A 15,254-nucleotide genomic window follows, 5' to 3' on the forward strand; every position below is an offset into this window, starting at 1 on the left:
GAATCATTTCGATCATCTCCCACTGAAGGTCAGTCAGGTCACTTGGGTACGCTTTTCGAATCGCCTCGGACACCGTGCACTCCTTTGCGTTGATGAACCGCAAAGTGTGAACAAAACCAGACTTTCACAAAACCTCAGTTTCCGGATAGCCTCTAAGACCAGCGGCTGTTAAACTCACGATTGGAAGGCCAATTCCGAAGAGGGTTTCGATGCCGTTCCGGCCACAGCGGAAGAATTGTGTCCCGACTCTTCTCTTTGGATGACACGAGTGGTCTCCGTCACTCGATTCGCTCCGTTATCACCTTCTCTCGGATGCTCGCATCCAACACAACGATCGAATATCATATCGACAAACGTTGATCTCTTAGCGTTCTCCCCAAAGGCGAACAGATCATCGTGCAATTGAAACGACGTCCGTCGCTGCCTCACCGAATCAGCTCCAACAATTGCTTTCCTCAAAGCGGACACGATTCTGAGAGCACGCGAAGAGTGTCGAGTGGTCGTGAACTGGCAATGGTGACCACTTTGGAAAGACGCAAGATTGGGTTCTCTCCAAACGACTCGCCGTTGTGGTATCGAGAAAAGAAAGTGGCGTTGATGCGGACGATTCCGAGATCAATCCAAATCCTCTCAGCACAACTGGCATTCACGTGCATCATCTTCCCAGCGACAACGTCTCTGGCGAACGATTCCCTTGTGATTGAAGGCTCAGATGGGTGGGTGACCAAACTGGAAAGCCAGAAAGGTTTGGAAGTCGTCGACGACTTCATTCTCCCATCGGGCAAAGAAGGGGCGTTGCGGACGAAAGTGTTGACAACCGACACAAAGAAAAAGCCATCGTCTGTCACAATCACACAATCACCGGTTTGGCAAAACTGGAATCCGATTGACAACCTTGGCCCAGTCAATCTCGGAGACGCTCCTGTGTTTCTAAGAGTGGGTCCGCAAAACTATTGGATCTTCGGTCGTTACAAAGGTGATAAGCCGAGAAATTCACGCAGTCAGAATGCCAGCTCAACACCTGCATTCACTCCCGAACCAGCCACTCTCGATGGATTCGAAATTCCACTGCAAACCACACCGTTCCCCAATCAATACAACGCTCCTGGGGGATTGATGCCGCCACTGGGCGGGTATCACGCGTGGCAGAGTCGTGACATGATCAACTGGGTCCATCATGGACCGATCACCGAGAAGTTCTCTGCCTGGATGACCACTGCCGAATTTGCGGACGGGAAAGCCTACTTTTACTACGACTTTCCGAACGATCAGGACCCGCATGTTTATGTCGACGACAATCTCTTCGACGGACTTCCGGGCGACCACAAGGGAATGGCTTACGACGATCCCACACATGGTTCGGACTGCGGAATCATCAGAGATCTCGATGGACGATTTCATTTAATTGTCGAAGACTGGAGCCCCATCAACGCGCGAACCCATGCGTGGGACTCTCCACTCGCTGCGCATGCTGTCAGCGATGATGGCGTCAGCGATTTTCGGACGCTTGCTCCGCCAGTCGATGAACGAACGAAATCCACGGGAAAGATCGGAACCTACGAACATCCACACTGGGTCAAAGAGCATCCCGAACGATTCAAAACCAACGTTGCCGAATTTGAAATTCACGAACCGGAACAAAACGCCTTTGGCGATTGGGCAGCGATTTGCGTCGGCGGCCAATACTATCTCTTCTGCGATTACGACCCGGTAGACACAAAGCAGATGAGCGTCGGTTGGTTCACGTCTTCGTCACTCGATCAACAGTTTACGTTCTGTGATCACGTGGGCAACGGCCATCCTGATCCGGACATTATGTTCGCTGAGGGGCAATTCTATCTCGTGACACAACAAAACTCTGACTTCGTCAGTCCTGGCCCATGGGTCGAAACCGTTGAAGCCCGAGCCGGTGTGGACACAAACAACGATGGAACCATCGATCAATGGTCAGATTGGCAGGAAGTTAAAGAGACTTACGACTACGTCACTGGCTTTGCAAAACAGGTCAGTAAAACACCTGCACAACTCGACCTATCGAGTCTCCCCGAAGGTTATGGATTTCAACTGGAAGTGAAGCTGACGGACTCGACTGACAACAAATCCAAACCGATGATCAAAAGCTTAGAGCTATCGTTTGAATAAATAACGAATAGCGGAGCGACCGACGTTCTTGCTCGCCTGATAAGAATCAGGCCGACTCGTTTCAACACCGAAGTCCCAATTCCCATGAAGCTTTTCTGATCCGAGTTGCGTAGCGTTGTTCATTTAAGGGTACGAATCACGGGAGGCTTGGCACAACAATTGCGAAGCTTCCCGTGATCACCTCTTGGAGTATCGTGTCTAAGATTCAAAGCTTTCGCGGATAGTCGTTGAGTCGGACTTGCTTCGGGTTTCAAGGACTGTCCGACAGCATTGAATCGATCCGGCAAAGTGCCTCGATCGGGTGATTGTTCGATCATTTCCGCCGTCATCTGTGCATTCGCAGACGGGACATCCTGCCTCGGCGTTGATCGACCTGCACCAGAATTGAGGAGGATTCGTGTCTGATTTTGCTGAGATCATCGTTGCTTCACTTCTGGGAGCGATCATCGGACTTGAGCGCGAACTCTCGGGAAAACCCGCCGGGCTGCGGACTCACATGTTCGTCGCAGCCGGTTCAGCACTGCTCGTCGTTCTTACTCCCAGCACACTCGATCAACTCGGAAAGTCCGTTTCAGGAGAACTGACACCTGATCCGATCCGTGTGATACAGGCGATTATCGTCGGAATCAGTTTTCTTGGTGCTGGCACCATCGTGCACAATCGAGGGGAAGAGGTCGAAGGACTCACAACCGCCGCCTCGATCTATCTGACAACGGGAATCGGAATCGCTGTGGCAGTTGGACGTGTGTGGCTCGCCATTCAAGTGACAGTTCTTGCCATCATCTTTTTGACTGTGCTCAGTCGAGTTGAGTACCGCTGGATTGATAAAATCTCGCCCAGCGATACGGACTCCAAAGCCCCCCAGCAATCAGCGGACGACTCAAACAACCAGTCGAGCTGATTCGACCTGCTTCGCCAAAACTTGGGGTGAGATCTTCTTCCAAAGCTTCCTGAGAAGACTCACTGAGTTGTCGTCCTGAAATATCGGAACGTTTCTTGCGAACTCAGAGAAGAGAACAGCATCACAGCTGTTCTCCGTTCGCAGAACGCTCATCATCGCTTTCTGCATCTTGCCGACAGACAACGTTCAAAAGAACTGGACGGTGACGCATCAACGCGACTGCTCATCTACCAGCAAAAGTTGTTCGACAGCTCCGAATTCCAGGCGGAGCAGAGGTGCGAAACGATCTGAACGGATTTCGGTATTTAACAGGAATTCATTCATGACTTACCAACAGGTGAAAGACGTCTTACAACGCATCTCACGCTGCCAGCAGAGATTGCGACTGGGGCTCGCTCCTCCAAGCCGCTGGATTTGTGACCAAAGAACGGAACTGATCTACCGTACTCTTGAAAAAGAAGAACACGATCTCGAATCCGCAGTCACACGCTTCCAATTGGAAGATCAAGGAGGCGTCCTGAACGTTTGGCTTCAGTTTGCTGGAGACGAAGAAATTGAAACAACTCTCGATTCGATCATCTTCCAACCCGGGATGAGTGCCGACGAAGTTGTTGCACTCAAGCACGAGTTTGACGATGCATTGACGTGCTTTCTCAAACAGCTGGCTGGTGCCGCGAATACACCACGCGTTGAAGAATTGTTTCTCCGACTGGCCGAATATGTCGACACTCGATCCGCCTCCCAGGCATGGCGGATCCGCGAATTCCAGGCGGGCGACAAGATTTCCAGATAGCACCAACATTCATCGTACCGCGTAGAGCGATCGGTTTCGGTGCCTTCGTCATCTCGACAACCTTCCGGCATGCGAATTGCGACTCGATCTCTCGAAGCTGATCGCTCTTACAGAACTGGAATGAATCGAAACTGAAAGAGAGCACTGACCATGTCAGATCACATTTACAAGCGCGTTGAAGTTGTCGGCACATCGACAGTGAGTAGTGACGACGCGATTCAGAATGCCATTCGAAAGACATCTGAAACCGTCCGCGGTCTTCGATGGTTTGAGGTGATTGAACTCCGTGGAGATATCGACGGAAACGAAATTGCACACTGGCAAGCAACCGTTCGAATCGGGTTCCGACTCGACGATTAAAAACGACACATCATTGATGCACCCAAGACAACACGATTTCAAGCTGTACTTAAAACTCTTCATGTCCCACTAAGCAAAGGATTGAAACAATGGCCAACCGAAACCTCGCCCTGATCACATTGACCTCACTCTGCCTGTTTACGTTTGGATGCAATGATTCGAACACATCGAATGACATCGCCCAAAATGAATCGACTTTTGAGTCAGAGGAATTCGACAACGCAAACCCCGGAATGGATTCAACTGACGAGCCACAAACCGTCACCGCCAACAAAGTCATCGATGAGACAACCGAAGCTGTTGAGTCGTTCAAAGATCTCGTCGAGCTCAAGAAAGATGAATTCGTTGAAGCGATCAATTCGCAACTTGAAGAAACCAATGACGAGATTGAACAGTTGAAAAATTGCGGCGACGAACTGCAGGACGAAGCTCAGGAGAACTGGAACGATCTCGTGAGTGAAATCGATGAACAACGCGAGCGATTGCGTGAACAACTTGCTGAGCTTCAGGACTCAGGCGAAGAAGCCTCCGAGGAATTGCAGGAAGAAACCGCCCAGACCTGGAAACAACTCAAAGAAGCTCTCCGCGATGCACAGGATCGCTATCGAAGCGAATCGAAACAGTCCAACTCGGACGAGCGCTAATCAATCTGAGATCAAGTTCCCAGTTCGACAGAGCGCACGACTTAACACGAGAACACATTTCATCTTTAAGGATCTTTACAATGCAGACGTCACCAGAGTATCCCATCCGCCTGACAGTGTGTGACAACGCTCAGCAGGTTCGTCATATCATTAGCGAGCTCCAGAACGAAGGATTCAGCCATGAGGAAATCGGAGTCGTCTGTTCAATGGACGCCTGTGAACGTGAATTTAAGGAATTTATTCACCAACATCCCGGTGAAGAAAAACGCAATGATGCGTTAAACAAGTCCGGGTTAGCAGCGCTCGGAATGGGAGCAGCAGCAGTCGCGGCCGGTCTCTTAACCACTGCCGGAACTGCAGTGGCAATCCTTGGTGTATTCTTCGGAGCCGCACTCACGGGTACATTCGCAGCACTCATGGTCACACGTGGAGCAGAAAAAGAGGTCGCAGACTACTACGATCAGGCGATCACTTCAGGAAAGATTATCGTTGCTGTGGAGACTGAGGACGTCGAACGCCAGAAAGTCGCCGATCGAATTCTTTCTCATGGTGGCGGCGAGCAGACCGCTCTTCCTCGAGAAACTCCGAACGCAGAATCCATTTCTTAAGAAGACCGATACCGCATAGATGCCAAGCGGTACTCGTCTACTTAATTTTAATGGAGATTGTATCGACTCATTTTATAGTGCAATGTTCGAACACTGATCCCAAGGACTTTCGCTGTCTGCTCCCGGTGACAGTTATTCATTGTGAGCGCATTTTGAATCGCATTCCGTTCGGCGGCCTCTGTCACTTCAGCGAGTGATCGAGATTCCTTCTCCGTCTGATCATTGCTAACGGAAAACTCCGTCGGCAAGTCTTTCGCCTGAATGACATCTCGACCGACTGTCACGACAAGCCGTTCGATCACGTTTCGCAATTGACGAATATTCCCAGGCCAATTCGCCTGCACCAAGAGTTGAACAGCATCACTGTCGAGTGACTTCTCTGGTCGCTGATGTCGATGACAGAAATGATGCAGGAAATACGCTATCAAAAGAGGTATGTCTTCTCGGCGTTGCCTTAACGGGGGCACTTCAATCGGAACGATATTCAATCGGTAAAACAGATCTTCCCGAAATGTCCCTTCCTCTACGAGCTGTTCAATGTCCCGGTTCGTCGCAGAGACAATCCTTGCATCGGAAGTCAGCATTTCTTCTCCGCCGATTCGTGCGAAACGTCCTGTTTCCAGAACGCGAAGCAAATCAACCTGGCTCTTCGGTGGGATTTCCGTGATTTCATCGAGAAAGAGCGTTCCCGAAAGAGCCTGTTCGAAGCATCCTGGTTTCTGTCGCAACGCTCCTGTGAAGGCGCCTTTCTCGTGGCCGAACAATTCGCTTTCAAGCAGCGTCTCTGGAAGTGCTCCCAAGTTCATGGGAATGAATGGCCCATTCGACCGATGACTCAGGTCATGAATTGCGCGCGCGATCAATTCTTTTCCGGTTCCGCTTTCGCCTCGAACGAGGATCGTTGCATCGGTATCAGCAACTTGCCGAATTTGATCGAGAACGTCTTTGAGCGCTCGGCAATTCCCGACGATGCCAACGATCTCACCAGCTTCAGCGAGCTTTCCTTTCAGAATTCGGTTTTCCGCCTGAAGCTTATAATGATCAGCTGCGCGGGCAACTTGTTCGCGAATGAGATTCAGATCCACCGGCTTTGTGATGAAATCGAAAGCCCCACGTCTCATCGCTTCAACAGCAGTTTCGACGGTTCCGTGAGCGGTAATGACGATTGTCGTCGCCGAGCAGTTCCGATGGACAAAGCTGACCAGATCGAGTCCGTCGCGATCTCCGGGCAGACGCACATCGACGATGACAAGATGCACCGTTTGTTTCACTAGAATGTCAACTGCTTCATTGACCGAACCCGCTGTCGTGATCAATTCTGCGTGCCTTTCGAGTCCTTTCGCCAGCCCCGATCGAATATTCGGCTCGTCGTCGACAATCAAAATGTGGAATAGTTTATCCATACTCTCTAAGCCATCACTTCTTCGATCTTGGTAGCTGGCCACGAAAGCTGGAAAGTTGTTCCGCGATTCGAGGTTTGAAACTCAAGCTTCCCCTGATGCTGCCTCATAATCTTATCGCAAAGAGCCAATCCCAAACCTGTGCCGTCACTTTTCGTACTGAAATAGGGGTCAAAGATACGATCGTGGAGATCTTTTGGAATTCCACGACCTGAATCGGTGACACGAATCATTGCGAGATCATTCTCAACTTCAGCGACGACAGTCAGTTTCCCTCCGTCCGACATGGCCTCCATTCCGTTGATTAAGAGATTCAGCAAGACCTGTTCCAATCTCATCTGGTCGGCAGCAACTTTGGGAAGCGGGGTCTCTGAGGAAAGAAAGCTAATACTAACATTTTGTTGTGTTGCTCGCGGAGACAGAAGCTTAACAATTCGTTCGATGATCTCTCCGAGATCCAGCATCTCCAGTTCGAGGCGGCCAATCGAAGCAAAGTCTCGAAACCCCTCCAGGACGCCACTTACCCGACTAATCTCCGTTTGAATCACTTCTAACATTCTGACCACTTCGGTCCCGGAGCCGACCTGTTCTAGCTCCTCCTCCAAAAGTTGAACGTGAAGCGACAACGCTGCGAGAGGATTGCGAATTTCGTGATGCAGACCGACAGCCACAGCGCCCAGTCCCATGTACCGTTCCATTCTCAACATCTTTTCTTCGATGAGAATTCGTTCGGTCACATCGTGCACCTGGAGAACATTCCCGATTTCATTGTTCTCAATGTCACACAATGTCAGACAGGAGGCCCGAAGCGTTCGATCGTCTCCCTGAAACTGAACAGTTAAATCTCGTGTCTCGCTTGGCGATCGAGAACTCATCCACTCCTTGCGAAACGATTCCAAGGGGACGCTCTTCGAAAGTTCTTCGAGCGAGCGGCCAATGCAGTCGGCTCCAGACGACAGGAGATCAATTCCCCGTCGATTAATTCTCGTCACGCGCCCAGCGAGGTCGGTCGTGATCACCGCCTGATCCATGCTGTTGAGAATATCGCCAGCAAGGGCTTTGAAATCTCTCAATGAATCGAGTGAAGAACGATACGCACGCCATAGCAGAACGACGGCAATTCCCGTGACAATGAGATTCAGCAACACCAGAATTGCCAGTCGGAACTGCCATTTCAGCTCGCCAGCAAGTTCCACAGCTGAGGCTGTCGCATCGCTTGGAAGCCGCCGAATCAACTCGTCGACGATCTTCTGCTCGCGAAGAAAATCGACCATGATCCAAATCGTCACGGCGAGTGATGCCGCGCTCAAAACCATGAGTCCGATAATGACCAGACGATAACTGTTTCGAGCAGGCTCTAGGTTTTTCTCGGTCATCAGCAGTTGCAATGGGGATCAAGTTCAGGCTTTAGATGGGCGGCAACGATCGACTTTCTTCAGCAAGCAGATTGGTCGCTTCGCCGAGCCCGACAAACTCATTCTTCGAAGGATCGTAGGTAAAGACTTCACCTGTCTCAAACTTGTAGACCCAACCGTGAAGCTTCAGTTCTTTTCGACTGAGTGCTGCAGCGACCGATGGATGTGTGCGAAGACTCTCCAGCTGAACGAGGACATTCTCTTCAACGGTCAGCGTGAGGCGTTTCGCCGGATCAGTCAAATGCTTGTAGTTCTCTTCAACAATCCGCCGTGTCGACTCTGCGTACTTCAGGTACGACTTGACGGCGGGCATGCTTTCGACTGCTTCAGGTTTCAGGAGCCCACCCATTGCACCACAATGCGAATGGCCGCAAACGATGATGTCGCGAATGTTGAGGGCTGTGACTGCGTACTCAATTGTTGCAGCTTCCCCTGCAAAGACAGAGCCATACGGCGGGACAATATTTCCTGCCGTCCGAAGAATAAAAAGTTCACCCGGCTTGGTTTGCGTGAGTTGGTTCGGGTCGATTCGCGAGTCTGAACACGTGATGAACAGAGCGAGCGGATGCTGTCCCTCGGCGAGCGTCTCGAACAACTTTTGTTGTTGGCTGAATGACGTTGTCTGAAATTGATGGATTCCCTCGACGAGCTTTTGCATGTCGGCACTCCTGTGATCTGATTGTTGCTACCGACTGCAGTATATTGCACAACCTCTGCAACGTCTTGCACATTCAATACTCTTCTTGAAGAATCGAGTCCTCCGCGAGGCCGCCCGATTGGGACTTCTTCAGGGATCTAGGACTGGCGAACGATCTCAAGATTGGGAAAGAGGCCGCCATTTCTTCAATGTCGCCGCAAGCACAGCTTTTCGCCTGAATTGGCACTGCTCTTGCTGTTTATGCCAGCTTGTTCATTTTGCCTCGCGACCCACCTCACCCAACCATCGACCACTCCACACACATCGATCTTACGAGACCTGTTTTCAACGTGCTCCAAGATTCTTCAATTCCCAATTCGGTTCCAATCGCTTCGACCGAACGCGACCAGCGTATTGAGTCGATTCGAAGTCTTGTCCAACGCGCGTCGCATCTTTTGCCTTCGCAAGGCCCCATCGAAGAATTCGTCCACCACAACACGCTTCATGTCTATGAAGATCGGCCATTCCATCAAGCGGTCCTTGACGGTCAAAAGCAGTTTCAGGCAGAACCATATTTGTCAGAGGCGAAGTATCGACAGCTTTGCGCTGAGGAACGAATTTCTGATGGCGACCTGAAAGCGGTGGTTGCAAGCGATCTCGGCGAAGCTTCTGATCAGATCATCGCGGGTCTCGCAACTCGCGAACAAATCCGAATGGAGATGTTATGCCATCCGATCCTCGATGGGTCCGCAGCAGAATTACAATGGATCATCCACGAGTGCAACGCACTCACGCGATTTCGTCCGACGACGAGTGAAGAGTCACAAGAGAACATCATCCGATCCACTCGCAGTTGGGTCGGAAAACTCGATGCAGCGAATCGAAAGCTGCTGCCGGAGCTTGAAGAACTTCGATCGAAAATCGGACACCGCCGGTCAACATGGAATGCGTCGGATTGGGAGACTTTTGCTCTTCACTCACTCTGGAACCTGTGCCTCAACGGCGTCGAGAAGTTGCCCCGTTGCGAAGAGAAGCCGCTCCAGTTTGTCCGCCCGCGTGATGTTTTTCTGCACACCACCGGCGAGGATATCGACAGAACTGTCAACGAAATCCTGATTCGCTTTTGCGGGGCTTTCCTCGATCAAGGCTTTTCGGACTGGCATCTTCCGAACCGGGAACTTGGCTTTCTGGCATCATTCACCAGTCTGCATTCTCATCCATCGAAGGGAATGCCGCCCTGGTTTCGAGACGTCCCGCAAGCACTCTCTGAGTTGTCATCCTCCGGAATCACTCCCGAAGAATCGATTGAATCGTCGCTGTCGCGTTTGGGGATCGGCGAAGCTGACCGAGAGGAGTTTGTCAGTCAGACGCTTCTCGCTCTCGGGGGATGGGCAGGGATGATTAATATTCTTGAAACCCATCGCAACAAAGTCGGCCGTCCCGTTCCGCATGGAACGCTCATCGAATTCCTCGCCATTCGATTGATTCTCGAAGAACATGCGCTGCGTCATCTCACAAGAGAAACAACTTCCTCTGATGGATCGATTGCAACGGAACTCAGCCACGCTCGAAAAAGCATCGTCCATCGAGACGAAATTCCGGCCGAGAGACGAGGGTTCATATTGTTCCAATTGGCGCAGTTTCTGGGTTGGACACCCGCTCAACTGAGTGAGCTTTCACCCGAACAATGGAAAGAGCTCGCAGACGAAGCCGACAGCTTTCCGGAGATCGAGCGTCGTCGGACATTTCACGAAGCTTATGAGCGGAAGTATCACGATGCCGCTTTGAAAGCCGTGCTGGCGCATTCTCATCGAGTCAACCATGAGACACAGCAATCGACTCAGAGACCACTCTTTCAGTTGGTGACATGCATCGATGACCGAGAAGAATCGTTTCGAAGACACCTCGAAGAAACCGAACCACGTTGCGAAACGCTCAGTGTGGCGGGCTTCTTTAGTGTCGCGATGTATTATCGAGGCGCAGCAGACAGCTTCTTTCAAGCACTCTGCCCAGGCGTCATGACTCCCAATCACTACGTCGTCGAAGATGTGGGATACACGTTCGAAAGGATTCATCGCGACCGAACTCGCTTGAGACGGCGACTGGAACGGGCCAACCATGCGATTCACACACAAAGTCGCACGTTCTTCGGCGGCATTGTCGCGGGGATTGGCGGATCTCTGGCCACAGTCCCACTCGTCGCGCGCGTTCTTTTTCCCCGTCTGACAGCCAGAACCCGTGAATATTTTGGAGCGTTTCTGCGTCTGCCTCCTGTCACGAAACTTCAACTCGAACGCTATCAAAGTGATCCCGGTCCGACGAACGGACACATTGGCTTCTCAGTCGATGAGATGGCAGAGAACGTTGTTCGAATGCTTCAGGAACTGGGACTCCTCAAGCCGGAAGACTTTTCACAACTCGTGATCATCACCGGTCATGGTTCGTCGAGCTTGAACAATCCCCATGAATCCGCCTATTGCTGCGGAGCCTGTGCCGGAAAACGCGGAGGCCCGAATGCACGTGCGTTCGCGGCGATGGCGAACGATTGGCGTGTGCGATCCAAAGTGGCAGAAGCCAACATACAGATTCCCGACGACACGAAATTTGTCGGAGCTTATCACAACACCTGTGATGACTCGTTCGTCTTCTTTGACCTCGATCGACTTCCCGCATCTCACCGGAACACAATTGAATCCGCACGAGTCGCTATCGAAGAAGCACGACGTCGAAATGCCCATGAACGCTGCCGGAGGTTCGCCTCTGTGTCGCTCACTGTCAGTCCACAAGACGCCATTCGGCACGTTGAAGCTCGCTCGCAAGACATCTCCCAGGCACGACCTGAATACAACCATGCGACCAACGCCCTATGTGTGGTTGGTCAACGAAAATGGACGCGAGGCTTGTTTCTCGATCGTCGGGCGTTTCTGAATTCCTACGACCCCGCCACGGATGACGACGACCATTCAGTGTTGCTCCGAATTCTTTCGGCAGCGATTCCCGTATGTGCCGGAATCAGTCTCGAATACTACTTCTCCACCGTTGACTCAAAAATATACGGGGCCGGTTCAAAACTGCCGCACAACATCGTCTCAATGATTGGAGTGATGGAAGGAACCTCAAGTGACCTCAGGACAGGACTCTATCAGCAGATGACAGAAATCCATGAACCGATTCGAATTCAGTTCATCATCGAATCAACACCAGAAGCACTCTTATCAATCATGGATCGAAACGAATCGATTGGTCGGTTATGCCGCGGACACTGGGTGAAGCTGTCGGTCTTTAATCCCGAAACATCGGAAGCATTCGTCTTCGACGGAAACGAGTTTCAACCATTAGATGTATCGCTCGATGAACTTCCGGAGATGACATCTTCACTTGAGTGCTATCAAGGGTCCCGCGCCAACATCCCGTTTTACTCAATTGTTGAGCCACCCCGTCACCGCTCGCAACCACTCCGCGAGAGTCTTTCCGAACAGCAATTTGGTGCGGCAGGTGCAAGATGAATACATCCACGATCCTGTACCTGCTTGGTGTTGCTGTCGTGTTGTGTCCAACGATGCTCGTCGTCGGGCTTGGCCTTCCATTGCTCTTCGGAAGACCGTTGACCGAATCAACTCAAACACGCCTCGCTAAAGGGTGTGCCTATCTTGGACTGACGAGTGCCGTTGCAATTCTGATCACGATGCTGATCACCGGAATCCGAGAAGTACCCATTGAATTCGGGAACTGGGTGGAAGTTCACGAGGAAGGCTTTCACTTTCACCTGAAACTCGTTTTCGACCGCCTGTCAGTTCCGTTTGCGATTCTATCGTATGTCTTATGTGGCACAGCCGGAGCATTCGCGAACATCTATCTTCAGGGAGATCGGGGCTATGATCGATTCTTCATTCTATACGCATTTTTCATGCTGGGAATCATTGTCTCGACAGTCGCTGGAACGATTGAGACTCTGTTCTTTGGTTGGGAACTTGTCGGTTTATCGTCAGCGTTGCTGGTCGCCTACTTTCATGAACGGCCGGGGCCTGTGCGAAACGGGTTGCGGATCTGGTCAATCTATCGCTTCTCCGACGCAGCGTTTCTCGTTGCCGCTTTGCTGTTACACCACCTGACGGGAAAAGGAGACTTCGACATCCTGATGGGGGAGGGGACCTGGCCAAACGGAACGGCAGTCATTACTTCCTGGCAAGCTCTGCCTGTCGGGCTATTGCTCCTTCTGGCGGCCGCAGGGAAATCGGGCATGGTCCCGTTTTCAGGTTGGCTCCCAAGGGCGATGGAAGGCCCCACTCCTTCGAGTGCTGTTTTCTACGGAGCGCTTTCGATCCATCTCGGAACTTATCTCCTTCTGCGGATCAGTCCGCTTCTCAACGCCTCGCCGACATTGAGTTTTGCGGTCGTCGTGCTCGGGGCGATTTCGGCGATCTCCGGGTCGCTCATGGCTCGTGTCCAGAACGATGTTAAGAACTCACTTGCGTACGCATCGCTCACACAAATCGGAGTCATCACCGTCGAAATCGGACTCGGTCTCAGATACATCGCGCTCATCCATATGATCGGGCACGCTTGTTTAAGAACACTTCAACTTCTGCGAGCCCCTTCATTCCTTCACGATCACAAGGCGATGGAGAACGCCGTTGGAATTCGCCTGAACACAAACGATTGTGCCGTGCCCAAAACAACATCACCGCTACAGCTCGTTGTCTATCGATTCGCTTATGAACGCGGATACCTGGACACCCTCATTGATAGTTTTCTCGTCCAACCCTTTGTGAAACTCTTCCGCTTCTTTAATGAATGCGAACGGTCGTGGACGGAAGCTTTGTCCGGCACCAAACCGGACGAGCAACGTCAACCGTCCGCAGATCTGGAGCTAGTGGAGGAGATGGTTTGATGCCGCGACTCCACCTGCCCTGGCTCGAATTGAGCGTGGTCTTGCCATTGCTCGGAGCCATCTTTGTCTTTGCCCTGAGAAACCAACATCTCGCGCGCCTTATCGGCATCGTGACATGTACGTTGACGCTTGTTTGCGCGACCGGGGAATGGATTGACTTCGGTTTGCTCGAGTCCTTCGAAGCACATGATCAGTGGGACTTCCTCGAAAGAGTGTTGAACCACGATGTCCTGGTGGTCGATGAATTGAGCGCACCATTGCTCCCGCTTGGAGCGTTTCTCTATTTCTCGATCGTCGTCACAACTCTTCGAACAAAGGTCAACCGCTTCTCGTTCGGGTGGACGCTTTTGTCGGAATCACTCCTGATGGCGACCCTCGCTTGCCGCTCCCCCTGGTTACTGATTGGACTTCTCTCAGCTGCAACCATTCCTCCTTGGGTCGAATTGCGTCAGCGAGGGGAGTGCACTCGAGTCTATGTCTTTCACATGGGGCTATTCGTCGCTCTGCTCGTCGCAGGACAGCTACTTGTAGACGCCTCTTCGGGTTCGGTGGCCCTTTCAATTATTGGAGGATGCCTCCTGACAGGCGGAGCCCTCATTCGCAACGGAACATTCCCGCTGCATTGTTGGATGACAGACCTGTTCGAGAACGCGACCTTCGGCACAGCGATTCTATATGTCATCCCCATGACAGGGGCCTACACGGTCATGCGGCTCGTGTTTCCGATCGCACCAACATGGGCCCTTCAGAGTATCGCTGTGATATCGCTTATCACTGCGTTTTACGCTGCTTGTATGTCAACGGTGCAGCAAGATGCACGGCGTTTCTTCTGCTTCATTTTCCTCAGCAACAGTGCTCTGGTTCTGGTGGGGCTGGAGATGGTGACACCCGTCGGGCTTACGGGAGCATTGTGCGTCTGGATCTCGGTCGGGATCTCTCTGCTGGGATTGGGGCTTATCTTGAGATGCGTTGAAGCTCGAATCGGAAGACTTAAGCTCAACCGCTTTCACGGCCTTTACGAACAGACTCCCTATTTAGCCGGAACGTTTCTCTTGACCGGTTTGGCGTCGATTGGATTCCCCGGAACGGTCGGATTCATCGGGACAGAATTGCTCGTGGAAGGGGCAGTCGACGTTTACCCGTTGGTCGGGTTCACTGTCGTTCTCGCCACCACTCTCAATGGAATCGCAGCCCTGAACGCTTACTTCCGTATCTTCACCGGTACGCATCATCAGTCGTCGGTTTCCATCGGCTGTCGTCCTCCCGAACGGATCATCATTGTCGTTCTTTCCTTAATGATGATTGGCGGAGGACTCGTCCCTCAACCGGGGATTGACTCCAGATACCACGCTGCCAAGTCACTTCTGGAGCATCGCAACCTGCCAGTTTCCGTTCACACACTCAGCGAAAATGACACTTCACCGGAATCCTCGACGAAGGATTCCGGCATGTCCACGGAATAG

Annotated in this window: 12 protein-coding genes; 9 read left to right on the forward strand and 3 right to left on the reverse strand. The window is 51.8% G+C overall.

Translation table 11 applies throughout. The features are described from left to right. Positions 1–597 precede the first annotated feature (597 nt). From KOR42_RS19270 to KOR42_RS19295, 6 genes are all read left to right on the forward strand, one after another. A complete protein-coding gene (locus tag KOR42_RS19270) occupies positions 598–2,142 on the forward strand; it encodes a hypothetical protein (protein WP_390620903.1) in 1,545 nt (514 codons plus the stop codon). 397 nt (positions 2,143–2,539) lie between these two features. Continuing rightward, a complete protein-coding gene (locus tag KOR42_RS19275) occupies positions 2,540–3,043 on the forward strand; it encodes an MgtC/SapB family protein (protein WP_146511475.1) in 504 nt (167 codons plus the stop codon). A gap of 322 nt (positions 3,044–3,365) precedes the next feature. Beyond that, positions 3,366–3,836: a hypothetical protein gene (locus tag KOR42_RS19280; RefSeq protein ID WP_146511476.1), complete on the forward strand. Its 471-nt coding sequence runs from the start codon at positions 3,366–3,368 to the stop codon at positions 3,834–3,836. Between the two features lie 150 nt (positions 3,837–3,986). Then, the gene (locus KOR42_RS19285) at positions 3,987–4,196 is read left to right on the forward strand and encodes a dodecin (RefSeq protein WP_146511477.1); all 210 of its coding nucleotides are present in this window, start codon (positions 3,987–3,989) and stop codon (positions 4,194–4,196) included. A gap of 89 nt (positions 4,197–4,285) precedes the next feature. Continuing rightward, entirely contained in the window at positions 4,286–4,840 is a 555-nt protein-coding gene (locus KOR42_RS19290; RefSeq protein ID WP_146511478.1) for a sll1863 family stress response protein, read from the forward strand. Positions 4,841–4,920: 80 nt separating this feature from the next. Continuing rightward, a complete protein-coding gene (locus KOR42_RS19295) occupies positions 4,921–5,448 on the forward strand; it encodes a hypothetical protein (RefSeq protein WP_146511479.1) in 528 nt (175 codons plus the stop codon). Positions 5,449–5,495: 47 nt separating this feature from the next. Here KOR42_RS19295 and KOR42_RS19300 read toward each other — a convergent pair whose 3' ends face one another. Genes KOR42_RS19300 through KOR42_RS19310 form a run of 3 tightly spaced genes read right to left on the reverse strand, consistent with a single transcriptional unit; the run spans position 5,496 to position 8,921 of the window. Continuing rightward, positions 5,496–6,851 (reverse strand): sigma-54-dependent transcriptional regulator, encoded by a 1,356-nt coding sequence (locus KOR42_RS19300; protein ID WP_146511480.1) that lies wholly within the window; start codon positions 6,849–6,851, stop codon positions 5,496–5,498. A gap of 5 nt (positions 6,852–6,856) precedes the next feature. Then, entirely contained in the window at positions 6,857–8,224 is a 1,368-nt protein-coding gene (locus KOR42_RS19305) for a two-component system sensor histidine kinase NtrB (protein ID WP_146511481.1), read from the reverse strand. Between the two features lie 31 nt (positions 8,225–8,255). Next, positions 8,256–8,921 carry a carbonic anhydrase gene (locus KOR42_RS19310; protein ID WP_146511482.1) on the reverse strand — a complete coding sequence of 222 codons (666 nt, stop codon included), beginning with the start codon at positions 8,919–8,921 and terminating at the stop codon, positions 8,256–8,258. Between the two features lie 329 nt (positions 8,922–9,250). On the opposite strand from KOR42_RS19310, the gene KOR42_RS19315 reads away from it, so the two are divergent. From KOR42_RS19315 to KOR42_RS19325, 3 genes are read left to right on the forward strand one after another with little or no spacing between them, the layout of a single operon-like run. Then, positions 9,251–12,406: a DUF2309 domain-containing protein gene (locus KOR42_RS19315; RefSeq protein ID WP_197441357.1), complete on the forward strand. Its 3,156-nt coding sequence runs from the start codon at positions 9,251–9,253 to the stop codon at positions 12,404–12,406. Then, entirely contained in the window at positions 12,403–13,791 is a 1,389-nt protein-coding gene (locus KOR42_RS19320) for a proton-conducting transporter transmembrane domain-containing protein (protein ID WP_146511484.1), read from the forward strand. The genes KOR42_RS19315 and KOR42_RS19320 overlap by 4 nt, the downstream gene beginning before the upstream one ends. Next, positions 13,791–15,254 carry a proton-conducting transporter transmembrane domain-containing protein gene (locus tag KOR42_RS19325; RefSeq protein ID WP_146511485.1) on the forward strand — a complete coding sequence of 488 codons (1,464 nt, stop codon included), beginning with the start codon at positions 13,791–13,793 and terminating at the stop codon, positions 15,252–15,254. The genes KOR42_RS19320 and KOR42_RS19325 overlap by 1 nt, the downstream gene beginning before the upstream one ends.

Origin of the sequence: Thalassoglobus neptunius, assembly GCF_007859735.1 — a bacterium.
GTDB lineage: Bacteria > Planctomycetota > Planctomycetia > Planctomycetales > Planctomycetaceae > Thalassoglobus > Thalassoglobus neptunius.

Bases quoted from the DNA above. Each gene is read 5' to 3' on its own strand.
- KOR42_RS19270 (WP_390620903.1), top strand. From the start codon at position 598: ATGCGGACGATTCCGAGATCAATCCAAATCCTCTCAGCACAACTGGCA.
- KOR42_RS19280 (WP_146511476.1), top strand. From the start codon at position 3,366: ATGACTTACCAACAGGTGAAAGACGTCTTACAACGCATCTCACGCTGC.
- KOR42_RS19285 (WP_146511477.1), top strand. From the start codon at position 3,987: ATGTCAGATCACATTTACAAGCGCGTTGAAGTTGTCGGCACATCGACA.
- KOR42_RS19290 (WP_146511478.1), top strand. From the start codon at position 4,286: ATGGCCAACCGAAACCTCGCCCTGATCACATTGACCTCACTCTGCCTG.
- KOR42_RS19295 (WP_146511479.1), top strand. From the start codon at position 4,921: ATGCAGACGTCACCAGAGTATCCCATCCGCCTGACAGTGTGTGACAAC.
- KOR42_RS19300 (WP_146511480.1), bottom strand. From the start codon at position 6,851: ATGGATAAACTATTCCACATTTTGATTGTCGACGACGAGCCGAATATT.
- KOR42_RS19305 (WP_146511481.1), bottom strand. From the start codon at position 8,224: ATGACCGAGAAAAACCTAGAGCCTGCTCGAAACAGTTATCGTCTGGTC.
- KOR42_RS19310 (WP_146511482.1), bottom strand. From the start codon at position 8,921: ATGCAAAAGCTCGTCGAGGGAATCCATCAATTTCAGACAACGTCATTC.
- KOR42_RS19320 (WP_146511484.1), top strand. From the start codon at position 12,403: ATGAATACATCCACGATCCTGTACCTGCTTGGTGTTGCTGTCGTGTTG.
- KOR42_RS19325 (WP_146511485.1), top strand. From the start codon at position 13,791: ATGCCGCGACTCCACCTGCCCTGGCTCGAATTGAGCGTGGTCTTGCCA.